This is a genomic window from Nonomuraea sp. NPDC049607 (assembly GCF_040675375.1).
Classification (GTDB): Bacteria; Actinomycetota; Actinomycetes; order Streptosporangiales; family Streptosporangiaceae; genus Nonomuraea.
Map to the genome: position 1 here is coordinate 44,403 of NZ_JBFAOV010000005.1, position 20,924 is coordinate 65,326.

Consider the following 20,924-nt stretch of genomic DNA (forward strand, 5'->3'; position numbering starts at 1 on the left):
TTCACGTCGCGTCCTGATCGTCGGCGACCACTCGCCTGAGCAGGTCGAGCATCATCTTCGATTCCGCCGGGGAGAGGGCGCGCAGCAGTTCGTCCTGGGCGTCGGCGATCAGAGCGCCGAGCCGCTCCAGATGTTCCTTCCCCTCGGGGGTGAGGGTGACGATGTTGCGCCGGCCGTCGGCCGCGTCGGGCCGCTGCCGCAGGAATCCCCGCTCGACCATCGTGGTGACGCCCGTCACCACGTCGCTGCGGTCGATCCCGGTGCATCTGCCCAGATCGGCCTGGCTGGACGGGCCGTACTCGTCGAGGGCCGACAGGATCGCGAACTGGCGCCGGGAACTCGTGCCGGCCAGCGCGCGGTCGGTCAGCCGGTTGGCGGCCGTCGCCGTCTGGTTGATCACCCAGCTCGGCAGGGCGCGCAGCCGGGCGGGGGTCGGGTGCGGGGCGCGGTTCACGTCGCCAGGCTAGTCGATTGTTGGTGGGGCCATCAAATGGGGTGTATTGTTGGTGGCACCATCATTGGTGGCACCAACAGAAGGTGCCGCCAGTCACGAAGGAGACCCCATGACCGTGAACCCCGGACCGCGTCCCAGCCTGGGCCGCGCGCTCGGCGAGACCGCACGCCTGATCGGCAGGCTGCACCGTCGCGCCCTCGCGGACTTCGACGCGGACTTCCCCACCTGGATGTTGCTGACCCTGCTCAAGGAGGCGGCCGCCCCCCTGCCCGCGGACGAGGTGGTGAGGGAACTCGACCGCCGTCTCGACCTGGCCGGGCCGGACGCCGTACGGGTGCTCGAACGCGCCGCGGCGGCGGGGCATGTCGCGTACCGGCCGGGGAACGCCCCCGCCACGGCAGAGCTGACCGAGGCGGGCGCGGCCTACTTCGCGGCCCTGTACGCGCATGCGCGCGAGATCACGGACGCCGCCTTCGAGGGCATCGATCCGGCCGAGCTGGACACCGCCCTCACGGTGGTGCTCACGGCCGGAGAACGCGCCGCCGCACTGTGACGCCCCCGGCCCACGCGCAGAAATCAGGCGCTTGACTTAAGGCGGCCCGCGTTGGTTGTCTGGATCCGACAAAGGAGAGTGCTGGTGCGTCACGCCGGAAGTCGATGAGCGCCGAGCGGGCCCACGCCACCCGCGCGCCCTGGCCGGCCCTGACGGCCCCCGCCACCACCGGCCCGGCCGGCCGGACCCATCGAGCGGAAGGAACACCGTCATGACGGCACTCCCGGACCAGGACACCTCCGGCACGTTGCCCGAGTTCCCCGGCGTCAGGGCGGCGGCGTGCCCGTTCGACCCGCCGCCCGCCTTGCAGGCGCTCCAGCGGGACACGCCGCTGACCCGGGTACGGCTGCGCGACGGCGGCACCGTATGGCTGGTCACCGGGTACGCCGAGCAGAAGGCGGTGCTGAGCCATCCGCAGGTCAGCTCCGACATCACCCGGCCCGGCTACCCGCTGCCGACGCTGTTCCCCAGGCGCCCCGACAGCTCGATCAGCTTCATCCTCATGGACGACCCCGAGCACCACCGGTTGCGCCGCATGGTGCAAGGGGCGTTCACCGTCAAACGGGTCGAGACCATGCGCCCGGCCGTCCAGCGCATCGTCGACGACCTCATCGACGACCTGCTGGCCGGGCCGAAGCCGGTCGACCTGGTGGAGGCGTTCGCGCTGCCGGTGCCGTCGCTGGTGATCTGCGAGCTGCTCGGCGTTCCGTACGCCGACCACGGCTTCTTCCAGGACAACAGCAAGATCATCGTCAAGCGGGACGTGTCGGTCGAGGACAGGGCCGCCGCGGGCGGGCGGCTGAGGCAGTACCTGGACGGGCTCGTCGGCGACAAGCTCGACCACCCGGGCGACGACCTGCTGTCGCAGGTGGCCGCCCGGGTCACGGCGGGCGAGCTGACCAGGCAGGAGGCGGCCCAGATGGGCGTGCTGCTGCTCGTGGCCGGCCACGAGACCACCGCGAACATGATCGCGCTCGGCACCCTCGCGCTGCTCCGCCACCCCGGGCAGCTCGCCCGGCTGCGCGAGGGCGACGACCCCGCGCTGATCGCGGGCGCGGTGGAGGAGCTGCTGCGTTACCTGAACATCACCCACGGCGGACGCCGCCGGGTGGCCAAGGAGGACATCGAGGTCGGCGGCCAGGTCATCCGCGCGGGCGAGGGCATCATCGTGGCCAACGACATCGGCAACCGCGACCCCGAGGTCTTCCCCGCGCCGGACGAGCTGGACGTGTCCCGCGACGCCCGCCGGCACGTGGCCTTCGGCTTCGGCGTCCACCAGTGCCTCGGCCAGCCCCTGGCCCGGATGGAGTTGCAGGTCGCCTACGGCACCCTCTACAAACGCGTCCCCACCCTCGCCCTGGCCACCGACTTCGAGAAGATCCCCTTCAAGCACGACGGCCAGGTGTACGGGGTGTACGAACTGCCCGTGACCTGGTGACGACGACGCCGGCCCGGGTGTCGAGCCGGCCGCCGGAGCCCCCCTGGCGTCTCAGCTCAGGAACGCGGGCCGGAGCAGGGTGAAGATCCGGTCCGCCAGGGCTTGCCGGTCGGCGGAGCCGTCGGCGCGCAGCCATTCGCGGGCCACCGCGTCGAGTGCCGCTCCGGCGGCCGTCGCGGCCAGGTCCGCCTCCAGCGTGGACAACCCGCGCTCGGCCAGCGCCTGGATGATCCGGGTGCGGGCGTGGTCGCGTTTCTGCAGGAGCCTGGCGCGCAGCGCGGGGGTGGACTCGATGAGCCGCATCACCTCGACCTGACTGTTGATCCGCGTTTCCCAGTCGCGCAGCACCGCGTGCAGGCACTCCCAGGGCCCTTCCCCCGGCGGCCGGGCCGAGATCTCCTCGGCGACCTGCTCCGCCATCGTCTCGACCTCGCCGAAGACGACGTCCTCCTTGCTCGGGAAGTAGCGGAAGAAGCTGCGCTTCGAGATGCCGGCCGCCTGGGCGATGTCGTCGACGGTCGTCTCGTCGAACCCGCGCTCGGCGAACAGCTCCAGCGCCCGGGTGGCCAGTTCGACGCGTACGGCGCGCCTCGTGCGATCCCGCAGACCTTCCATGGACGGTTACTCTACACCCATTGTCGTATGTGGCACTCGATGTCATATTGAGTGCAACGCTCTAACAGGAGGGTCTCATGCGAGGAAAGACCGCGCTGATCACCGGCAGCACCGGGGGCATCGGCAAGGAGACGGCGCGCGGGCTGGCCGCGCTCGGCGCCCGGGTGATCCTGGTGGGCCGCGACCCCGAACGCGTCCGGCAGGCGGTGGACGAACTGCGCACGTCCGGCGGCCAGGCCGAGGGCGTCGCGGCGGACGTGACCCGCCGCCGTGACGTGGCCGCACTCGCCGCCCAGGTGGCCGAGCGCTGCGACCGGCTGGACGTGCTGGTCAACAACGTCGGCGCGAGCCCGCCCCGCCGTACGCTGACCGAGGACGGCGTGGAGGTCACCTTCGCCGCCCACGTGCTGGCGCCGTTCACGCTCACCCGCCTGCTGCTGCCGCTGCTCGGCGGCCGGGTCGTCAACATCACCGGCGGCATCCCCGGCGGGCCGATCGAACCGGACAACCTGCAGGCCGAACGGCGCTATCTGGGGTGGACGTTCAGCCAGTACAACCACACCAAGACGATGCTGATGGCGATGAGCCTGCGCTTCGCCGAGAGGGTCGCCGGCACCGGCGTCACGGTCAACGCGGCCTACCCGGGGCACGGGCACACGCCGATGAACCGGTCGATGACGGCTGCCGGGTTCCCCTACCTGTACCGGCCGGTCGTCCCGCTGCTGCGGGTGGCCGCGCCGCGGCTCTTCGGCGACCTGAGCAAGCCGGCCCGCTCCAGCATCCACCTGGCCTCCAGCGCCGAGGTGGAGGGGGTGAACGGCGCCTACTTCAGCATGAAGTGCCGCCGCGTGGAGTGGCCGGCCAGTGTCCTGGATCGGGGCAACCAGGACAGGGTGTGGGCGTTGTGCGAGAGCCTGACGCGAGAGACGGTCTGAGACCCGGCGGGAAGCGACCGCCTCCCGGCCCCTTCACCCACCGGTCGTGCCCGCCTGAGTGAGGCCGGCGGCGACGATGTCGATGAGCAGGTCGAGGATCTTGGGGTGGAGGGCGGGGTCGCCGAGCCGTTCGCCGAACATCGGCACCAGGAGCACGCACTGCAGGACGCCGATGATGACGGCGGGTTCGACGGCGACCAGTTCGCCCTCGGCCCGGTGGGCGGCGACGTACTCCACCAGGGCGGTGGCGGGGCTGTCGGACATGGCGGTGATCCGCTCGGGCTCCAGCTTGCGGGCCACGGCCTGCATCTCCTCCGGATGGGTCATCAGGCGGCGCCACAGCGGGTTGACGGCCAGTTCGTCGATGGTGGCGTGCAGGAAGCGGCGCAGCCCCTCGCGGGGGTCGTCGGTGCTCAGCAGCGCGCCGTCGATGACCCGGCGCCTGACCTCGCCCGCCTGCTGGAGCATCAGCTCCAGATACAGTGCCTCCTTGGAGTCGAAGAACACGTAGAAGCTGCTCTTGGCCACTCCGGTGGGGGCCATCAGCTCCTCCAGGGACGTCTTGCGCAGCCCCTGGCTGGTGAACAGCTTCCGGCCGGTCGCCAGCAGCAGGGCGCCGATGCGGGTCTTCTCCTCGGCGGTGAACGCGGGCGGCATCGAAGACGGTCCTTCCTTCAGGCGAACAGATCGTTCATATGGTTTCACGGGCGCCATGGCTGGTCTCTCATCTTCTTTCGGGCGCGGCCTTCCGGTCAGGGGCGGGAGTCACTCGGCGGCGCCGCGCCGCAGTCCTTCTTCGTAGATGGCGACGAAGCGGTCGATCTGCCACAACTGGGAGACGAAGATCAGCGCCCAGCCGAAGACGGCCGGCCAGGCCTCGACGCGGACCAGGCCGTACACCATGATCGCGGCGCCGACGGCGGCCATGGCGATCAGCCACCGGATGGCCGGCCGGTGCGCCTCCGCCGCCAGGGAGTGGTCGGCGGCGTACATCTTCTCGCCGTAGATGCCCTTCGACGCCCAGCTGCGCGGCTCGTGGACCGGCTTGAACGCGTGCGGGTTGAGCCACATCCAGATCACGCCCACCGCGACCGGGGCCAGGGCCCACCAACCGAGCTCGTCGCGGAAGTAGATCGGCAGCAGGATCGGCGCCAGGCCGGCCATCCGGGTCCACACGCTCCAGGCGTTGGCGTGCCGCTTCCAGGAGTCGTCGTCGAGACCGAACGTCGCCGCGGCGGCCTGGGTGAGCTTCATGGTTGCTCCTTCAGAGGGGGTTCGCCGGGAACCTCCCGGCCATGCATCCATAAAACCAGTTGGGCGATTTGTTTTCAACTTGCCCTGTGACCTCAGGTTTCGGCGGGAGCCGGCGACTTCTCGACGGCTTCGAGGAACCGGGTGCCCCAGTCCCTCAGGTGAGCGACGAACTCCGGCGGCTGGAGCACCTCGAACGCGGCGCCGACGTTGCCCAGCGCCTGCGTGGGCCAGTCCAGGCTGGTGGAGATCATCGTGAGCCGGCATCGATCCCGGCCGACCGGTTCGATCTCACCCCATTGGCCGACCATCCGGCGTACGTGCTCGGCGGGTGCGTGAACCAGCGCGACGACCGTGCGGGCGGCCGGAACCTGGGCCGCGGTGCGTACGAACGCGGCGGCGTCCCCGCCGGGCAGCGGCCGCGGCAGGAAGGGGGCGCCGGTGTTGCGCGGCTCCGCCAGCCGGTCGAGGCGGAAGCTGCGCCAGTCGTGCCTGGTCAGGTCGTAGGCCACCAGGTACCAGCGGCCTCCGAGCGCGACGAGGCGATGGGGTTCCACCTCACGTTCGGTCTGCGCGCCGCCGCGTGTGGTGTAGCGGAAGCCCAGCCGTTCCTGGTCCCGGCACGCCTGGGCGATCAGCGTCAGCACCTCCGCCGGGATCACCGGCCCGGCGGACGCCGCCGAGACGGTCATCGCGCGCAGCGCGTTCACCCTGGCCCGCAGGCGAGGCGGCAGGACCTGCACGACCTTGGTCAACGCGCGCACCGCAGCCTCGTCCAGCCCCGCGATCCCGCTCTGCGCCGCGTCTCCCATGCCGACCGCCAGCGCGACCCCCTCCTCGTCGTCGAGCAGCAACGGCGGCAGCACGGCCCCGGGCTCCAGCTGGTAGCCGCCGTCGGTGCCCCGGGAGGCGCGTACCGGATATCCCAGCTCACGCAGGCGATCGACGTCCCGGCGCAGCGTGCGTTCCGACACCCCCAGCCGATCGGCGAGGTCCGCCCCCGGCCAGTGGCGGTGCGTCTGGAGCAAGGACAGGAGCGTGAGCGTGCGGGAGCTGGTGTTGGCCATAGGTCCATTGTCCGGGCACTTCCGGTCAAAAACTGACCGGAAGCCTCTCTACGGTGGACACCATGATGAACCACGAGATCCAGTTGACCGCCCAGATCGCCGGCGTCCCCGGCCCCGAGCACTTCACCGTCGCCCGGAGGGAGATCGAGGGCGACGTCGTGGTCCGCACCGACCACCTGGGGCTGGCCGCCACCTACCTCGAACTCATGCGGGCCGACTGCCACCTGCCGATCCCTGCCTGGCTGCCCGGCCGGCGGGTGGGCGTGACGGCGATCGGCACCGTGCTGCGCTCGGCCGACCCCGCACTGAAGGAGGGCGATCTGGTCCAGTCGATGAGCGGCTGGAGCACGTACTCGGCGGGACCGGCGGCCTCGTACGTCAAGCTGGACCCGGCCGCCTATCCCGACCCGAGCTACCACCTGGGCCAGGGCCCCACCGCCTACCACGGCATCGCGGACGTGGCCGAGGTCGGCGAGGACGACGTCGTGTTCGTCTCCGGCGCGGCCGGCGGCGTCGGCTCGCTGGCCGGGCAGATCGCCCGCAACCTGGGCGCCAGGAAGGTGATCGGCAGCGCGGGCAGCCAGGCCAAGGCCGACTACCTCGTGGACGAGCTCGGTTTCGACGCCGCCTTCGACTACCACCACGACCCGGCCGCCTCCCTCAGGGAACTGGCCCCGGAGGGCGTCACCGTCTTCTTCGACACCGTGGGCGGCGCGCTGTACGACGCCGCGCTGGAGACCGCCGCGCCGGGCGCCAGGTTCGCCCTCTGCGGATCGTTGTCCACGCAGCTCGGCGCCGCGACCGACCGCTTCCCCGAGCCCGACCGCGACGCCGCCCTGGCCAGAGGGGTCGAGCTGCTGCCGTTCTCCTGCCATCACACGCCCGACCAGGTCGCCGCCTGGCACCGCCACTTCCGCGCGGCGCTCGACCAGGGCCGTTTCGTCTACCCGCGGACCGTGGTCGAGACCGGCATCGACGGCGTGCCCGGCGCGTTCCTGGCCATGCTGCGCGGCGAGTACCGGGGCAACGTGTCGGTACGGCTGGCATGACCGCCCTGTCCCGCCGGGCGCTCAACCGGGCCCTGCTCCAGCGGCAGTTCCTGCTGGAGCGGTCCGGGCTGCCGGCCCTGGAGGTGATCGGCCACCTGGTCGCCATGCAGGCGCAGGAGCCGAACTGGCCCTATGTCGGCCTGTGGACCCGGCTCCGCCGCTTCACCCACGCCGACCTCAGCACGCTGCTCACCGAGGGGCGGGTGGTGCGTTCCGGCTTCCTGCGCAGCACGATGCACCTCACCGCGGCCGACGACTTCCGCCGGCTGCGGCCGGTGTTGCAGCCCGTCCTGAACCGGACCGCCGGCTCGGCGCACTTCCGGCGCAACAACGCCGGGCTCGACGCCGGCACGCTGGTGGCCGACGGACGCGCCCTGCTGCGGACCGGGCCGCTGCCCAGAAAGGAGCTGGCCAGGCGCCTCGCGGCGCTCCACCCGGGCCGCGACAGCCGGGTCCTGGCCGGTGAGATCGAGCTGCGGACACCGCTCGTCCACGATCCGGCCACCGCGTCGTGGGGCGGCTGGGGCACCCGTTCGTCGGTCACGGTCGGCGCCGCCCCGGTCGACGCCGTCCGCCCCGCCGCCGTCCGCGACCTGATCCGCCGCTACCTGGCCGCCTTCGGCCCGGCCACCGTGGCGGACGTCCAGGCGTGGTCCGGGTTGACCCGGCTGGACCAGATCGTCGCGGAGATGGGCCCGGAGCTGCGCCGTCACACCGGCCCCGACGGCCGGCGACTGCTCGACCTGCCCGACGCGCCGCTCCCCGACCCCGACACCCCTGCCCCGGTGCGGCTGCTGCCCGCCTACGACAACGCCCTCCTGGGCCACGCCGACCGCGGCCGCATCGTCGCCGACGCCGACCGCAGGCACGTCGCCCCCGGCCAGGCCAGGGTGCTCGTCGACGGCTTCGTCCGCGGCACCTGGTCCTGGACCGCGGGCGAGGTACGGGTGACGCCGTTCCGTCCCCTCTCGCCGGAGGAGCGGCAGGCGGTCGACGACGAGGTCGGCCGGCTGCTGCCGTTCCTGTCACAGCGCTGAACCCGGCGTTGAGGTGCGGATGTCCTTCGGCGGGAAGGGAGGGCGCCGAGTGATCCGGGTGATGCCGTCGGACGGCCCGGCGAACCTGCGGCGCGGGATCGCCGCCGAGGTGGCGGGGTTCACGCTCAAGGACGCGGCCCCGGACGAGCTCGCGTCGGCCACCGTCAGCCGAGCGAACTGACCCGCAGGCTCCCTCCTCGCCGGGCGGGCGGTGGCCGACGTTGGCGACCCGCAGCCGCACCCGTCCGTCCCGGACGTGCGCCTCCACGTGGCAGGTACGCGCCGCGGAGTGGCGTACGACGTTGGTGGCGGCCTCGCGCAGGACAGTGGCCGGCAGCGCGTCGGTCTCGGCCGGCAGCGCCCCGAGTACAACACCCGCGACGGGCAGGAGGGCGACTGGCTGCACCCCCAATGACGCCGGACTCGACGCCATGGCCGGGCGCGGTCGACCTCGGCACGCCCCGAATCAGCAAAACTTCCAGTTGCTGGAAGTTTCTAGCGAGAGTATATTTACCCGCATGCAGGAGTCGCGGCGGGAGCGGAAGAAACGGGAGACCCGGCAGCGCATCGTGTCGGCGGCCATCGCCCTGTTCGAGAAGCAGGGCTACGAGCAGACCACCGTGACGCAGATCGCCGCGGCGGCCGACGTCGACCCCAAGACGTTCTTCAACTACTTCCGCACCAAGGACGAAGTGCTCTTCGTCGACCTGGAACGCGACTTCGACGTGCTGGCCGGGGCCATCGCGGACCGCCGCCCGGCGGAGGGCCCCGGCGAGGTGCTGGCCAGGGCGGTCGAGCTGTACGCCGCCCACCGCCGGCCCAAGGTCCCCGTCAAGGAGGCCGAGGAGCTGGCCGGCGTGACCCGGCTGGCCCTGACCACGCCGGCGCTCCAGGCCAAGGGGCTCTACCTGCTGCTCGACCTTCAGCAGCGCGTCACGGACGAGCTGCTGAAGGCGTTCCCCGGCCTCGACCCGGTCACCGCGGCCGCGATGACCGGGGCCCTGATGGGCGCCATTCAGCAGGCGGGCCTGGCCAGCGTCCGGCTCGGCCGGTCGCAGGAGGAGTTGTGGGCGGCCGCCAGGCACGGCGTCGAGGTCGCCATGCGCGGCCTGCTCTCGGTGCCGCCGCCCACCCCTGGCCCTTGACGCATCACCGGAGACAGGAGCGACGATCATGGGGGAAAGCGTCCGGCGGCTCGCCCGCGACATGCGGCGCGCCGTACGGGAAGGCCCTGAGGCGATCGCGCGGCGGCGGCGGGCCCGGCTGGCCGAGTCGGTGGCCCACGCCCGCGCCCACTCGCCCTTCTACCGCGAGCTCTACCACGACCTGCCGCCGGGGGTCGACGATCCGGAACTGCTCCCGGTCACCGGCAAGAAGACGCTGATGGCCCGCTTCGACGACTGGGCCACCGACCGTGAGGTGACCCGTGAGCGGGTCGAGGCGTTCGTGGCCGACCCCGATCTCGTGGGCCACCGGTTCCTCGGCCGTTACCTGGTCACCATGACCACCGGCACCAGCGGGCAGCGCGGCCTGTTCGTGCAGGACGACCACTGCCTGGCCGTCCACACCGCCACCGGGCTGCGCACCGGCGCCGGGTTGTCGGCCCGCGACGTGCTGCGCACCCTCGCCCGCGCCGGCCGTACCGCCGTCGTCACGGCGCCGCGCGGCCACTTCGCCACCCTCGCCGGGCCGGCACGGGCGGCCCTGGACCGGCCGTGGCTCGGCCGGTTGATGCGGGTCGTCCCGACCGACCAGTCGATGGAGAGCATGGTCGACGAGCTCAACCGGTTCGATCCGGCGAGCGTCGCGGGGTTCGTGGGGCTGCTCACGCTGCTGGCGGGGGAACAGGAGGCCGGGCGGTTGCGCATCCGTCCGGCGCTCGTCATCCCCGGCGGCGAGACGCTGAGCCCGCAGGCCCGGGAACGCCTGGCCACCGCGTTCGGCGCGCAGGTCCGCGCAGCCTATGCCTGCGGCGAGTGCGGTTTCCTCACGTCCGGCTGCCGGGAGGGCTGGTACCACGTCAACAGCGACTGGGTCGTCCTGGAGCCGGTCGACGCCGACCACCGGCCGGTGCCGCCCGGGCAGCTCTCGCACACCGTCCTGATCAGCAACCTCGCCAACCGGGTCCAGCCGATCCTGCGCTACGACCTCGGCGACAGCGTCCTGATGCGGCCGGACCCCTGCCCGTGCGGCAACCCGCTGCCGGCCGTACAGGTGCAGGGGCGCGCGGCCGATCTGCTCACCTTCCCCGCCGAGGACGGCGAGCGGGTCGGCATCTCGCCCATGTCCTTCAGCACCGCGCTGGCCGTGCCCGGCATGGACCAGTTCCAGCTCGTCCAGACCGCGCCCACCGTCCTGCGGGTACGCCTGCGGGCCGCCGGCGGCGCAGACGCGGACCGGGTGTGGCAGGCCGCCCGTGACCGGGTCGTCCACCTGCTCACCGAGCACAGAGCCGGTCACGTCACGATCGAGCGCGCCGGGGAGCCGCCCGAGCAGTCGGCCGGCGGGAAGTACCGCAAGATCATCCCGCTGCCCGGTCCCTGACGGCGTCCGGGGGCCTCTCAGGCTTTGTCCGTGGCCTGCCAGATGCGGCTGCGCAGGTCCATGCCCCGGATGACCTGGACGCGCCAGGTGTCCAGGCGCAGCACGTGCAGCTTCGGATCGGCGGGCGAGCGCCAGAAGTCGCCCAGGTCGTAGCCGGCCCCGGGCGGGCTGGTCCGCCGGTAGAGGTCCCACACGTGACGTTTGACGTCCAGGTCGTCCACCCACTCGGCCACGGTGTCGACGGCGACGGAGTCGTTGCCGGGCATCCAGTACGAGAAGTTCGTGTGCGGGTTCCCGGCGATGTGCGCCGCCTTGACCGGGGTCCTGTACGTGGCGAGCCAGCCGAGCGGCCGGCCGTCGACGTTCTCCCAGACGGGGATCAGCACCCGGGTCCTCGGCCGTCCCTTGGCGTCCACCGTGACCATGGTGGCGTATCCGATCCGGCCGATGGAGGCGTTGAACTCGTTCTCGATCACGGCGAACGATCGTACCCGCACGGTCATGAACGGCTCCCGAGGTCGGCGGCCGGCCGGGTGCGGCGCAGGCCGAAGGCGGTGACCAGCACGCCCAGCGCGGCGGCGGTGATCGGCACGTACAGCGCGGTGTGGAAGCCGTCGAGCATCCCCTGCGGCGAGGTACGGCCGGCGGTCGCGGCCGTGGCGACGGCGGTGACCACCGCGAGCCCCAGACCCGCGCCGAACTGGAAGGACGTGTTGAGCAGGCCGCCCGCCAGGCCCTGCTCCTCCTCGGCGATCCCGTCGGTGGCGGCGATCGTCAGCGGCCCGTAGACCAGCGCGAACGCCAGCCCGAGCAGGATCATGGTCGGGAACATGGCGGCGTACGTCCAGTCCAGGGCGATCGGCTGGAACAGCGCGTAGGCCGCCGCGGCCAGCAGCAACCCCCCGAAGATCACCCGGACGTCGCCGAAGCGGTTGACCAGCCAGGGAGTGAGCGTCGGCGCCAGGACGGCGTCCACGCCGATGGCGAGCAGGGCCAGCCCGGTCTCCAACGGCGACCAGCCGCGCAACTGCTGCAGGTAGAGCACCGCGATGAACTGGAAGGCGAAGAACGAGCCGGAGAACAGGACGGCGCCCAGGTTCGCGCGGACGAGCGGGCCGGACCGGAAAATGCCCAGCCGCACGAGCGGAGAACGTGACCTGCGCTCGATGAGCACGAACGCGGCCAGCGACGCCAGGCTCGCGGCCAGCAGGAGCGCCGTCGTGACCCATCCGGTGTGCGCGGCCCGTTCGACGGCGAGGACGAGCAGCAACACCGAGGCGGTGACGCTGATCGCGCCCGCGAGGTCGAACCCGGACCGGGAACGGGCCGAACGGTCGTCCTTCGGCACCAGGACGAACGCCCCGGCGAGGATCGCGGCGGTCAGCAGGACCGGCGCGAAGAACACCCAGCGCCAGCTGATCGCGGTCAGCAGGCCGCCGACGACCAGGCCGAGGGAGAACCCGGCGGCGGCCGTGCCCGCGTAGACGAGCAGCGCCTTGTTGCGCAGCCGGCCCTCGGGGAAGCCGGTGGTGATGACGGACAGGCCGGCGGGGGTGAGGAAGGCCGCGGCGATGCCCTTGACCAGGCGGGACAGGATCAGCGCCCAGCCCTCGGTGGCGAACCCGCCCACCCCGGAGAAGACGAGGAAGACCGCCAGCCAGAACAGGAACATGCGACGGCGGCCGAGCAGGTCGGCGGCGCGGCCGCCCATGAGCATGAAACCGCCGTAGCCGAGCACGTACGCGCTGACCACCCACTGCAGTTCGCCGGTGGTCATGCCCAGCTCGGCCTGGATCGACGGCAGGGCGACGCCCATCATCGAGACGTCCACGCCTTCGAGGAAGATGGCGCCGCACAGGACGAGCAACATCGCCCAGGCTCGCCCGCTCATGCGGTCGGGCACGGTGTGGGCGCCCGGTCGTTGCAACAACATGACTTGCTCCTTGATCGGTCGATGGGTGCGGCCGGGGTTATGCCGGGTCCGGGGCCGGCCCGGTGAGGGCGGGGATGATCCCGAGGTCGCTCTGGAAGACGAGGTTGTGCAGGTCTGCGGAGGCGATGGCCCGCAGTGTGGGCAGTTCCGCCGCGGCGTCGTCCTCGGTCGTGACGTTCAGCGGCCACTGGCCGACGGTGCCGCCCTGCAGGTGCGGGAGGTGGAATCCGGCGCCGTGGAAGGCGTGCAGGCGGACGGGGTTCACGCCGGCGGCCCGCTGCGCCGGCCAGGACAGCTCCCACAGGGCGTCCAGGCCGCGTTCGAGGGTCCGGCGCACGCCGGTGGCGCTGGTCAGCCCGGTTTCGAGGAGCAGGTGGGTGTTCAGCTCCTCCAGGGCCCGGCGGGCGTGCGGATCGATGAGCGGCACCGCTCGCAGGAACAGCAGATCCTGGTCCTGCCGAGTCCGGGCCGGGCGGCCCGGTGGCCGGTCATGGAGGTGGTCGCGCAGGTCGGCGAAATGCCGTCGCAGCGCGGTCAGATGGGGAGGAGATGTGACGGAGAGGGTCATACGATTCCTGTCCGGTGGCAGTGCTCCGCGAGGGACGCACGCGAAAGGGGATCGGGCCGGACGTGTCAACGTCGTTCCGGCATATCCACAATCGAAGATTCCGCTGTCCGGAACAAGGACGATCTGCGGCAGAATCGGTGATGCAAACTTATCGATCGAGGTAAAGGCGATGGAACGGCAAGAGATCGAGGCATTCCTGACGCTGGCCGAGGAGCTGCACTTCGGGCGTACGGCCGAACGGCTCGGGCTGGCCCAGGGCCGCGTCAGCCAGATCATCAAGAAGGTGGAGCGGACCATCGGCGCCCCGCTGTTCGAACGCACCAGCCGCCGCGTCACGCTCACCCCGATCGGCCGGCAACTGCGCGACGGGCTGCTCCCCGGCCACCGGCAGATCCAGCGGGCCGTCGCCGAGGCCCGCGTCGCCGCGCGCGGCCTGACCGGCACGCTCCGCGCCGGCTACTCCGCCCCCTGGTGCGCCGAGATCCTCATCGCCGCCGCCGACCTGCTCCACGTCCGCAACCCGGCCGCCCAGGTGCAGGTCACCGAGGTCCAGCTCTACGATCCCCTCGGCCCGCTGCGCGCCGGCGCCCTCGATCTCCAGCTCACCGAGCTCCCGATCGACGAACCCGACGTCACGGTCGGCCCCGTCGTCTTCAGCGCGCCCCGCGCGCTCATCGTCCCGGTCGGGCACCCCTTCGCCGAGCGTGCCTCGGTCTCGTTGGAGGACTACGCGGCCGAGCCGATGATCACCGTGGGCGGCGGCGCCGTCCCGGCCTACTGGCACGAGCACCACTACCCGTCCGCGACCCCGTCCGGCCGGGCCGTACCGAGGGGGCCCGTCGCCACCTACTGGCACGAGATCCTGCCGCTGGTCAGCAGCGGCAAGGGCGTCTCACCCACCTGCCTGTGGGCCGCCCCCTACTTCGCCCACCCGGGCATCGTCCACGTCCCCCTCGACGACGCCCCGCCGATCGAGTACGGCATCCTTTGGCCGACCGCCCGCGACACACCCGCCGTCCGCGCCTTCGCCGACCTCATCCGCCAGGCCGCCGCCCGACGCACGGACCACTCGACCGGCCAGTAGGCCGCAAGCGGGTCGTACGGAGGCGGGCGAGTGGGGCGGGCGAGTGGGGCGGGCGAGTGGGGCGGGCGCGGTGGGCCGGGCGGTCCGAGGGCCGCCCGGCCCACCGGTTCAGCCTCCGACCAGCGGCAGGCTCTCGGGTACGGGCTCCGTCGCCGGGGCCGGTTCGAGGGTCGCGAGAAGCGTCACCAGGTGGTCCGCGATCGCGGAGATGGTGGGCTGCTGCCACAGCAGCGTCGCTGGGAGACGGCAGCCGAAGCGCTTCTCCAGACGCCGCCGGACCATGACGGTCATCACCGAGTCCAGCCCCTGCTCGACCAGGGGACGACGGATCGCCAGGTCCTCGGCGGACAGCCGCATCACGGCCGCGATCTCCGCGCGGACCTCGGGCAGGACGCGGTCGCGCAGGACCTCCGGCGCCAGGCCGGCGAACGACTCCCCGGCCCCCCGGAGATCCTCCTCGGCCGGGACGGGCGCGTCGATCACCGGGTAGCGCAGCCCCCTGAGGTGCCCCACCACCCGGCCGTCCACGTCGGCCAGCAGCGCCCGGACGGTGTCCTCGGCGGCCGGGTCCATCTCCGCGTCGATGACCACCGTCGAGGGCGGCGCGCCGGTCAGCACCACCTCATCGATGTGCACGACCATGCGCAGCACCGGATCGCCGGGGAACACGCAGGGCGCCACGGACATCGCGGCGTCCAGCGCGGCGGCCCAGCTCTCCGTCTCGCCGGTGCGGACCGTCGCCCGCAGCGCGCCGTGCGCGGCCAGCAGCCTCCCGATCGTCCAGTCGAAGCCCGTCGAGGGCACGCCGACGGCGGCCAGCCGCTGCTGCACGAACCCGGGGTCGACCGGGGCGAGCGCGCCGGCGTCCGGCAGTACGTCGGGCTTGACCTGGCCGGGGGCGGCCACGTCCGCGGTGACGTGCACCAGCCAGGCCGGTTCGGGCTCGTCGGGGTCGGCCGGCGTGCGGGCCGCGAGCCGTACCGCCGGGGGTTCGTGCACGACCTGGATCTGCCGGCGTTCCGCGGTCATCAGCGGATGCGTCATCTCCACGTCGGTGAGCGTGACGTCCTCGTCCTCGACCGCGTGCAGGAACGTGTTGACCAGCACGGCGGCGGGCACGATCTCGACGCCGTTGAGGGTGTGGCTGCCCGGGTAGGGCCGGTTGGCGTCCTCCAGGCTGGTCCGCCACACGCGGGTCCGGCTGCCCGCGAGGCCGGTCCCGGCGCCGAGCAGGGTGTGGGAGTGCACGTCGTGCCCTCGGTTGTCGTCGTCGCCGGAGGCCTCGCGCCAGTGGCGGCGGTGCTGCCAGGCGTACGGCGGCAGGTCGGCCAGGCCGCCGTCCGGTTGCAGCCGGTGCCAGTCCACCTCGACGCCGTGACAGTGCGCCGTGCCCACCGCGACGAGGAAGGCCGTCTGCTCCGGCTGGTTCCGGCGCAGCGAGATGCCGACGAACACGTCCTCGAAGTCGTTCTCCGAGAGCGTCTCGGTGACGGAGTGCGCGACCACGGGGTGCGGGGAGATCTCCAGGAAGACGCGGTGGCCGTCCTGGGCGGCGGCCGTCGTCGCGGCGGTCAGCCGTACGGGCTCCCTGAGGTTCGCCGCCCAGTACGCGCCGTCCAGGACGGGTGTCGCCCGGGGGTCGGCCAGCGCGGTCGTGTACATGGGGATGCGGGGCGCGCCGAACGACAGGTCGGCGGTGGCGGCGGCCAGTTCGACGGCCAGCGGGTCCATGTGCGGGCTGTGGAAGGCGACGTCCGAGGCCACCCGACGCACCACGATGCCCTCGGCCGGCCACTCGTTCACCACCTCCTCGACCGCGGCGACGTCGCCGGACAGCACGGTGGAGCCGGGCGCCGACGAGATCGCGGCCACCAGGTCGGCCCGGCCGGCCAGCCGCTCGGCCGCCTCCTCGAAGGACAGGTCGACCATCACCATGGCGCCCTTGCCCTCGGCCTGCCGCAGCAGCCGGGAGCGGCGGCAGATCAGGCGGGCGCCGTCGGCGACGCTCATCGCGCCGGCCGTCACCGCCGCCGCGATCTCGCCGACGGAGTGGCCGATGACGGCCTTGGGCGCGACCCCGTACGCCTTCCAGAGCCTGGCCAGGCCCAGCTGCATCACGAAGATCATGGTCTGCACGCGGTCGATCGTGTCGAGGTCGCCGTCGGCCAGGACCTGCCGGGGCGAGAAGCCGATCTCCGCGGCGAAGATCGGCTCCACCTCGTCCACGACGGACGCGAACTCCGGCACGGCCAGCAGTTCCCGGCCCATCCCGCGCCACTGGCAGCCCTGCCCGGAGAAGATCCAGACCGGCCCGGGGCCGAGGTCGGGCAGCACGTCCCCGGTGAGGACCGCCTCGGCCGGCGCGTCGTCGGCGAGCCGGCGCAGGTGGGCCGCCAGTTCGTCCTGGTCCGTCCCGATCACGACGGCGCGACGGGCCAGGTGGGTGCGCCGGAGCGCCAGCGTGTGCCCGGCCGACGCCAGGTCGGGCCCGTCGCCGAGGTGGTCGGCGAGCCTGCCCGCGTACTGCCGCAGAGCCTGCTCCGAGGCGGCCGACAGCGGGAACAGCCGCTCCGACCGGGCGGGCGCACCCTCGGCCTTGGGAGCGGGCGGGGCCTGCTCAAGCAGGATGTGCGCGACCGTGCCGCCGTACCCGAAGCTGGAGACGCCCGCCCGGCGGGGGTGGTCACGCTCCGGCCAGGCCGATCGTTCGGTCACCACGCGCAGGCCCGAGGTTTCCCACGCGACGGCCGGGTTCAGGGTGTCCAGCACGCTCGGCGGGATCTCGCCGCGGTGGAGGGCGAGCACCGCCTTGATGACGCCGGCGATGCCGGCGGCGCCTTCGAGATGGCCGATGTTGGACTTGACCGAGCCGATGAGACACGGGTCGCCGGGCGGCCGCCCGGCGCCGTACACCGCGGAGAGCGCGCCCGCCTCCAGTGGGTCACCCAGCCGGGTGCCGGTGCCGTGCGCCTCGACGTAGTCGACGGTGGACGGCGCGACGCCCGCCTGCTTGCAGGCCCGGGCCATCACATGTTCCTGGGCCTCCCCGCACGGTGCCATGATGCCGTTGGTGTGCCCGTCCTGGTTCACGGCGCTGCCGGCGACGAGCGCGAGGATCCGGTCACCGTCGCGCTGCGCGTCCGACAGCCGCTTGAGCACGACCACGCCGCAGCCCTCGCCGCGGCCGTAGCCGTCGGCCGAGGCGTCGAACGACTTGGACCGCCCGTCGGGGGCCAGCGCTCCGGCGGTGCCGAGCGTGAGGGTCTGGCCGGGGGTGACCAGCAGGTTGACGCCGCCGGCCAGGGCGACGTCGCTCTCCCCGAGCCGCAGGCTCTGCGCGGCCAGGTGCAGCGCGACCAGCGACGCCGAGCAGGCGGTGTCGATCGCCATGCTGGGGCCGCGCAGGTCGAGGGAGTAGGAGATGCGGTTGGCGACGGCGCAGGTGGCGGCGCCGATCCCGGTCCACGCCTCGATCTGGGGCAGGTCCTCCAGCAGCCGGCCGCCGTAGTCGGCCGTGCAGACGCCGACGAACACCCCGGCGTCGGTCCCGGCCAGCTCGTGCGGCGGCAGGCCGGCGTGCTCAAGGGCCTCCCACGCGGTCTCCATCAGGATGCGCTGCTGCGGGTCCATCAGCTCGGCCTCGCGGGGCGACAGGCCGAAGAACTCCGCGTCGAAGCCCTCGATGTCGCTCAGGAAGCTGCCGTGCCGTACGGCGTCGCGCAGCGCGGCGGCGTGTTCGGGGCTCCGGGTCTCGTAGCGGCGCCAGCGTTCGGCGGGCAGCGGCCGGGTCGTGTTCCGTCCGGCGCAGAGCAGGTCCCAGAACTCGTCCGGCGAGTGGACGTCGCCGGGAAGACGGCATCCGATCCCGACCACCGCGACTGGTTCCACCCGGGCTCCGCGCGGAGTGTCGACCATCTGTGTTCGTTTCCCTTCGATGTCAGATCCACTGGGGAGTGTCGATGATGTTGATCACGGCGCCGGAGACGGTCACTCCCGGCCCGGTGCCGAGCATCAGCAGGTGGTCGCCCGGGCCCAGCTGCCCGGTCGTGAGCAGGTGGTCGAGGGAGAGGACCTGGTCGCTGGCCCCGCAGTGGCCGATGGTGCGGCCGTAGTGCCAGGTCGAGCGGGACATGGGCAGGTCGAGCAGGGCCATGCACCGCTGTTCGACGATCTCCTCGGAGTAGTTCATGAACGCCACGCGGGTGAGGTCGCGGGCCTCGATCCCGCTCTCGTCCAGCACGCGCTCGACGATCTCCATGAGCGCCCGCTGGATGTTGAACAGCGCGGCGGTGGCCTCGCCCTTGGGCATGACCTGCTGCCGGAACTGCTCGTTGCGGGCCGCGAAGCTCATCCGGCGCCCGACCGTGACCCCCGGGGGGAACAGGGGCTCGCTGCCCCGGTGCAGTTCCTCGGCCTCGGCCACCGTCGTCGTGCACACCGACTTCAGACGCGCGAAGCCGCCGTCCTTGGAGAGCACGAGCGCGCTGCCGGCGTCCCCGCCGATGTATCCGGGGCCCATCCGCCACCGGTCCATCAGCGGAGTGCCGTAGTTGTCGGCGGCGACCAGCAGGGCCGCCTGCCGGCCGGGGGCGGCGTCCAGGTGGCCGGCCGCGAGCTCCAGGGCGATGAACATGCCGTTGCAGCCCTGCCGGATCTCGGTGGCCAGGACGTCCCCGCCGACGAGGTGCCGTTGCAGGTAGGAGTGCGGGGGCCAGCCGTCCGGTCCCTGGTGCCAGGTCGAGGCGTACAGCAGGAGGTCCAGGTCGGCGGGGGCCCGGCCGCTGCGCTTGATCGCGCTGCGCGCCGCGTGCAGGGCCATCTCCGGCGCCGGCACGTCCCCGGCCACCACCGTCCCCGCCAGGTTGTGCAGCTCGGCCTCTTCGGCCGGGTACCAGCCCTTGGCGACGGCCTTCTCGACGCTGACGGCGGTCCGGGGAAGGTAGGCTCCCACGCCGCTGATGTACGTGTCCGCGTACCGCATGACTTCGTCCTCGTCCCGGTTATGCGGATCGGAGTTCTCTGACCATCGTCACGATGGCCGCGACGTCCCTGAAGTTCTCGGGGTCGAGCCTGGCCGCGCTGATCGTGACGCCGAGGTCCTTGCGGAGGAAGTTCAGCAGGCGCGCCGTGCGCAGGGAGTCCAGGAGACCGGACACGAGGAGCGGGGTCGTCTCGTCGACCTTGACGTCGTCGCCGTCCAGGACGAGGTGCTCCTGGATGAAGTCGACCAGCCTCTGCGTGATGTCGCTCATGCGCGCGCTCCTCGCGTGACGGGAGAGGTGGACAGGACCCTGAACGCGGCCGCGGCGACCGACGTCCCGGAGCCGAACCCGACCATGAGCAGGTGGTCGCCGGCGACGAGCCCGCCGGTCGCGAGCAGGTGCTCGAAGGCGATGAACTGGTCCACCGCGCCGCAGTGGCCGACGCGCCGCCCGTAGTCCCAGGTCGTCTGGTCCTCGTCGATGCCCAGCCAGGACATCTGCCCGTCCAGGTCCTCGCGGCGGCCGTGCGGGAAGGCCACCTTCGTGATGTCGGAGAGCCCGATCCCGGCCTCCTCCAGGGTCTGCTCGACCTGCTGCATCATCGTCTTCTGGATCGTCAGGTGGATCCCGGTCCCCTGCGCCTTGAGCAGCCGCCGGCGGAACTCCTCGTGCCGGTCGCCGAAGCTCAGCCCGATGCCGACGGTGGCGTCCGGGGGGAACAGGGGGTAGGCGCCGTCGTTGACCGCGTCGGCCTCCGGGATCACCGTCACGTTCACCGACAGGAGCTCGGCCATGCCGTAGTCCTTGCCGAGCACCATCGCCGCCGCGGCGTCGCCGATCAGCGCCCCGGGGGTCATCCGCCAGCGGTCCACCAGCGGTGTGCCGTGATTGTCGGAGGAGACGACCACGGCCGTGTCCCGGCCCGCGTCGGCCTGGAGGTAGCTCGCCGCCAGTTCGAGCGAGCTGATCATCCCTACGCAGCCGCTCCGGATCTCGTGCGCCGGCACGCCTCCGCCGAGCAGGTGCATCTGCAGGTAGTGCTGAGGCTGCCAGCCGTTCGGTCCCTGGTGCCAGACCGACGGGTAGAGCAGCAGGTCCAGATCGCGCGGGGACGACTCGCCCCAGCGGTCGTACGCGTCCAGGACCGCGAGCCGCGCCATCTCCGGCGCCGGCATGTCCCCGGCCACCGCCGCGCCGATCTGCCGGAATTCCTCGGCCTCCGCGGCCGGGTACCAGCCCTCGCGAACCGCCTGCTCGACGCTCACGCTGTCAGGCACATAAACGCCTAAGCTCCTGACGAACATGTTGGATGTACGCACACGTCCCCTTACTCATCGACGAATCCCGGACAACGGCCTCCGGCAGGGGAAGGCGGCTTATCCGATTCAATTCGGCTCCGGGAATCACACGGCCA

General features: G+C 72.3%; 22 protein-coding genes. 10 read left to right on the forward strand and 12 right to left on the reverse strand.

Features of this window, described 5'->3' with window-relative positions; translation table 11 throughout:
- Position 1: 1 nt before the first annotated feature.
- A complete protein-coding gene (locus AB0J97_RS12220) occupies positions 2 to 454 on the reverse strand; it encodes a MarR family winged helix-turn-helix transcriptional regulator (RefSeq protein ID WP_364087491.1) in 453 nt (150 codons plus the stop codon).
- Positions 455 to 563: 109 nt separating this feature from the next.
- Between AB0J97_RS12220 and AB0J97_RS12225 the strand changes: the two genes are divergently transcribed.
- Positions 564 to 1,007, forward strand: coding sequence for a MarR family winged helix-turn-helix transcriptional regulator (locus AB0J97_RS12225; protein ID WP_364087494.1), 444 nt, complete (start codon positions 564 to 566; stop codon positions 1,005 to 1,007).
- A gap of 211 nt (positions 1,008 to 1,218) precedes the next feature.
- Positions 1,219 to 2,445 (forward strand): cytochrome P450, encoded by a 1,227-nt coding sequence (locus AB0J97_RS12230; protein ID WP_364087496.1) that lies wholly within the window; start codon positions 1,219 to 1,221, stop codon positions 2,443 to 2,445.
- Positions 2,446 to 2,496: 51 nt separating this feature from the next.
- Here AB0J97_RS12230 and AB0J97_RS12235 read toward each other — a convergent pair whose 3' ends face one another.
- Positions 2,497 to 3,060, reverse strand: a complete 564-nt coding sequence (locus AB0J97_RS12235; protein WP_357697213.1) for a TetR family transcriptional regulator — start codon at positions 3,058 to 3,060, stop codon at positions 2,497 to 2,499.
- Positions 3,061 to 3,137: 77 nt separating this feature from the next.
- Between AB0J97_RS12235 and AB0J97_RS12240 the strand changes: the two genes are divergently transcribed.
- Entirely contained in the window at positions 3,138 to 3,995 is an 858-nt protein-coding gene (locus tag AB0J97_RS12240) for an SDR family NAD(P)-dependent oxidoreductase (protein ID WP_364087499.1), read from the forward strand.
- 33 nt (positions 3,996 to 4,028) lie between these two features.
- Here AB0J97_RS12240 and AB0J97_RS12245 read toward each other — a convergent pair whose 3' ends face one another.
- The 3 genes from AB0J97_RS12245 to AB0J97_RS12255 form a co-directional block, all read right to left on the reverse strand.
- The gene (locus tag AB0J97_RS12245) at positions 4,029 to 4,652 is read right to left on the reverse strand and encodes a TetR/AcrR family transcriptional regulator (protein ID WP_364087502.1); all 624 of its coding nucleotides are present in this window, start codon (positions 4,650 to 4,652) and stop codon (positions 4,029 to 4,031) included.
- Positions 4,653 to 4,760: 108 nt separating this feature from the next.
- Positions 4,761 to 5,249 carry a DUF6653 family protein gene (locus AB0J97_RS12250; protein ID WP_357697206.1) on the reverse strand — a complete coding sequence of 163 codons (489 nt, stop codon included), beginning with the start codon at positions 5,247 to 5,249 and terminating at the stop codon, positions 4,761 to 4,763.
- 92 nt (positions 5,250 to 5,341) lie between these two features.
- Positions 5,342 to 6,313, reverse strand: a complete 972-nt coding sequence (locus AB0J97_RS12255; RefSeq protein WP_364087504.1) for a YafY family protein — start codon at positions 6,311 to 6,313, stop codon at positions 5,342 to 5,344.
- A 62-nt stretch (positions 6,314 to 6,375) separates the two neighbouring features.
- Between AB0J97_RS12255 and AB0J97_RS12260 the strand changes: the two genes are divergently transcribed.
- The 6 genes from AB0J97_RS12260 to AB0J97_RS12285 all read left to right on the forward strand — a co-directional run bounded on the left by AB0J97_RS12260 (position 6,376) and on the right by AB0J97_RS12285 (position 10,943).
- Complete coding sequence (locus AB0J97_RS12260) at positions 6,376 to 7,362, forward strand: NADP-dependent oxidoreductase (RefSeq protein ID WP_364087507.1); 987 nt, start codon at positions 6,376 to 6,378, stop codon at positions 7,360 to 7,362.
- Positions 7,359 to 8,399, forward strand: coding sequence for a winged helix DNA-binding domain-containing protein (locus AB0J97_RS12265; protein WP_364087509.1), 1,041 nt, complete (start codon positions 7,359 to 7,361; stop codon positions 8,397 to 8,399). The genes AB0J97_RS12260 and AB0J97_RS12265 overlap by 4 nt, the downstream gene beginning before the upstream one ends.
- A gap of 49 nt (positions 8,400 to 8,448) precedes the next feature.
- On the forward strand, positions 8,449 to 8,580 hold the full coding sequence (locus AB0J97_RS12270) for a hypothetical protein (protein ID WP_364087511.1): 132 nt from the start codon (positions 8,449 to 8,451) through the stop codon (positions 8,578 to 8,580).
- A 108-nt stretch (positions 8,581 to 8,688) separates the two neighbouring features.
- Entirely contained in the window at positions 8,689 to 8,814 is a 126-nt protein-coding gene (locus AB0J97_RS12275) for a hypothetical protein (RefSeq protein ID WP_364087514.1), read from the forward strand.
- 103 nt (positions 8,815 to 8,917) lie between these two features.
- On the forward strand, positions 8,918 to 9,544 hold the full coding sequence (locus AB0J97_RS12280) for a TetR/AcrR family transcriptional regulator (protein ID WP_364087517.1): 627 nt from the start codon (positions 8,918 to 8,920) through the stop codon (positions 9,542 to 9,544).
- 28 nt (positions 9,545 to 9,572) lie between these two features.
- Positions 9,573 to 10,943 (forward strand): hypothetical protein, encoded by a 1,371-nt coding sequence (locus tag AB0J97_RS12285; RefSeq protein WP_364087519.1) that lies wholly within the window; start codon positions 9,573 to 9,575, stop codon positions 10,941 to 10,943.
- 17 nt (positions 10,944 to 10,960) lie between these two features.
- Here AB0J97_RS12285 and AB0J97_RS12290 read toward each other — a convergent pair whose 3' ends face one another.
- From AB0J97_RS12290 to AB0J97_RS12300, 3 genes are read right to left on the reverse strand one after another with little or no spacing between them, the layout of a single operon-like run.
- Positions 10,961 to 11,446: a pyridoxamine 5'-phosphate oxidase family protein gene (locus AB0J97_RS12290; RefSeq protein ID WP_364087521.1), complete on the reverse strand. Its 486-nt coding sequence runs from the start codon at positions 11,444 to 11,446 to the stop codon at positions 10,961 to 10,963.
- The gene (locus tag AB0J97_RS12295) at positions 11,443 to 12,876 is read right to left on the reverse strand and encodes an MFS transporter (protein WP_364087525.1); all 1,434 of its coding nucleotides are present in this window, start codon (positions 12,874 to 12,876) and stop codon (positions 11,443 to 11,445) included. The genes AB0J97_RS12290 and AB0J97_RS12295 overlap by 4 nt, the downstream gene beginning before the upstream one ends.
- Before the next feature lie 37 nt (positions 12,877 to 12,913).
- A complete protein-coding gene (locus tag AB0J97_RS12300) occupies positions 12,914 to 13,444 on the reverse strand; it encodes a hypothetical protein (protein ID WP_364087527.1) in 531 nt (176 codons plus the stop codon).
- 169 nt (positions 13,445 to 13,613) lie between these two features.
- Between AB0J97_RS12300 and AB0J97_RS12305 the strand changes: the two genes are divergently transcribed.
- Positions 13,614 to 14,528, forward strand: a complete 915-nt coding sequence (locus AB0J97_RS12305) for a LysR family transcriptional regulator (RefSeq protein ID WP_364087529.1) — start codon at positions 13,614 to 13,616, stop codon at positions 14,526 to 14,528.
- 108 nt (positions 14,529 to 14,636) lie between these two features.
- Here AB0J97_RS12305 and AB0J97_RS12310 read toward each other — a convergent pair whose 3' ends face one another.
- The 4 genes from AB0J97_RS12310 to AB0J97_RS12325 are packed head-to-tail and all read right to left on the reverse strand — an operon-like array spanning position 14,637 to position 20,787.
- On the reverse strand, positions 14,637 to 18,416 hold the full coding sequence (locus tag AB0J97_RS12310) for a beta-ketoacyl synthase N-terminal-like domain-containing protein (protein WP_364087531.1): 3,780 nt from the start codon (positions 18,414 to 18,416) through the stop codon (positions 14,637 to 14,639).
- A gap of 49 nt (positions 18,417 to 18,465) precedes the next feature.
- Positions 18,466 to 19,509: a ketoacyl-ACP synthase III family protein gene (locus AB0J97_RS12315; RefSeq protein ID WP_357697182.1), complete on the reverse strand. Its 1,044-nt coding sequence runs from the start codon at positions 19,507 to 19,509 to the stop codon at positions 18,466 to 18,468.
- Between the two features lie 19 nt (positions 19,510 to 19,528).
- Positions 19,529 to 19,780, reverse strand: a complete 252-nt coding sequence (locus tag AB0J97_RS12320) for a phosphopantetheine-binding protein (protein WP_364087534.1) — start codon at positions 19,778 to 19,780, stop codon at positions 19,529 to 19,531.
- Positions 19,777 to 20,787: a ketoacyl-ACP synthase III family protein gene (locus tag AB0J97_RS12325; RefSeq protein ID WP_364087536.1), complete on the reverse strand. Its 1,011-nt coding sequence runs from the start codon at positions 20,785 to 20,787 to the stop codon at positions 19,777 to 19,779. Before AB0J97_RS12325 ends, AB0J97_RS12320 begins: the two co-directional genes overlap by 4 nt.
- Positions 20,788 to 20,924 lie beyond the last annotated feature (137 nt).

What these genes read in the sequence shown, in the direction of transcription:
- AB0J97_RS12225 (WP_364087494.1), top strand. Translation starts at nt 564, where the DNA reads ATGACCGTGAACCCCGGACCGCGTCCCAGCCTGGGCCGCGCGCTCGGC.
- AB0J97_RS12230 (WP_364087496.1), top strand. Translation starts at nt 1,219, where the DNA reads ATGACGGCACTCCCGGACCAGGACACCTCCGGCACGTTGCCCGAGTTC.
- AB0J97_RS12235 (WP_357697213.1), bottom strand. Translation starts at nt 3,060, where the DNA reads ATGGAAGGTCTGCGGGATCGCACGAGGCGCGCCGTACGCGTCGAACTG.
- AB0J97_RS12240 (WP_364087499.1), top strand. Translation starts at nt 3,138, where the DNA reads ATGCGAGGAAAGACCGCGCTGATCACCGGCAGCACCGGGGGCATCGGC.
- AB0J97_RS12245 (WP_364087502.1), bottom strand. Translation starts at nt 4,652, where the DNA reads ATGCCGCCCGCGTTCACCGCCGAGGAGAAGACCCGCATCGGCGCCCTG.
- AB0J97_RS12250 (WP_357697206.1), bottom strand. Translation starts at nt 5,249, where the DNA reads ATGAAGCTCACCCAGGCCGCCGCGGCGACGTTCGGTCTCGACGACGAC.
- AB0J97_RS12255 (WP_364087504.1), bottom strand. Translation starts at nt 6,313, where the DNA reads ATGGCCAACACCAGCTCCCGCACGCTCACGCTCCTGTCCTTGCTCCAG.
- AB0J97_RS12260 (WP_364087507.1), top strand. Translation starts at nt 6,376, where the DNA reads ATGATGAACCACGAGATCCAGTTGACCGCCCAGATCGCCGGCGTCCCC.
- AB0J97_RS12265 (WP_364087509.1), top strand. Translation starts at nt 7,359, where the DNA reads ATGACCGCCCTGTCCCGCCGGGCGCTCAACCGGGCCCTGCTCCAGCGG.
- AB0J97_RS12280 (WP_364087517.1), top strand. Translation starts at nt 8,918, where the DNA reads ATGCAGGAGTCGCGGCGGGAGCGGAAGAAACGGGAGACCCGGCAGCGC.
- AB0J97_RS12285 (WP_364087519.1), top strand. Translation starts at nt 9,573, where the DNA reads ATGGGGGAAAGCGTCCGGCGGCTCGCCCGCGACATGCGGCGCGCCGTA.
- AB0J97_RS12290 (WP_364087521.1), bottom strand. Translation starts at nt 11,446, where the DNA reads ATGACCGTGCGGGTACGATCGTTCGCCGTGATCGAGAACGAGTTCAAC.
- AB0J97_RS12295 (WP_364087525.1), bottom strand. Translation starts at nt 12,876, where the DNA reads ATGTTGTTGCAACGACCGGGCGCCCACACCGTGCCCGACCGCATGAGC.
- AB0J97_RS12300 (WP_364087527.1), bottom strand. Translation starts at nt 13,444, where the DNA reads ATGACCCTCTCCGTCACATCTCCTCCCCATCTGACCGCGCTGCGACGG.
- AB0J97_RS12305 (WP_364087529.1), top strand. Translation starts at nt 13,614, where the DNA reads ATGGAACGGCAAGAGATCGAGGCATTCCTGACGCTGGCCGAGGAGCTG.
- AB0J97_RS12315 (WP_357697182.1), bottom strand. Translation starts at nt 19,509, where the DNA reads ATGCGGTACGCGGACACGTACATCAGCGGCGTGGGAGCCTACCTTCCC.
- AB0J97_RS12320 (WP_364087534.1), bottom strand. Translation starts at nt 19,780, where the DNA reads ATGAGCGACATCACGCAGAGGCTGGTCGACTTCATCCAGGAGCACCTC.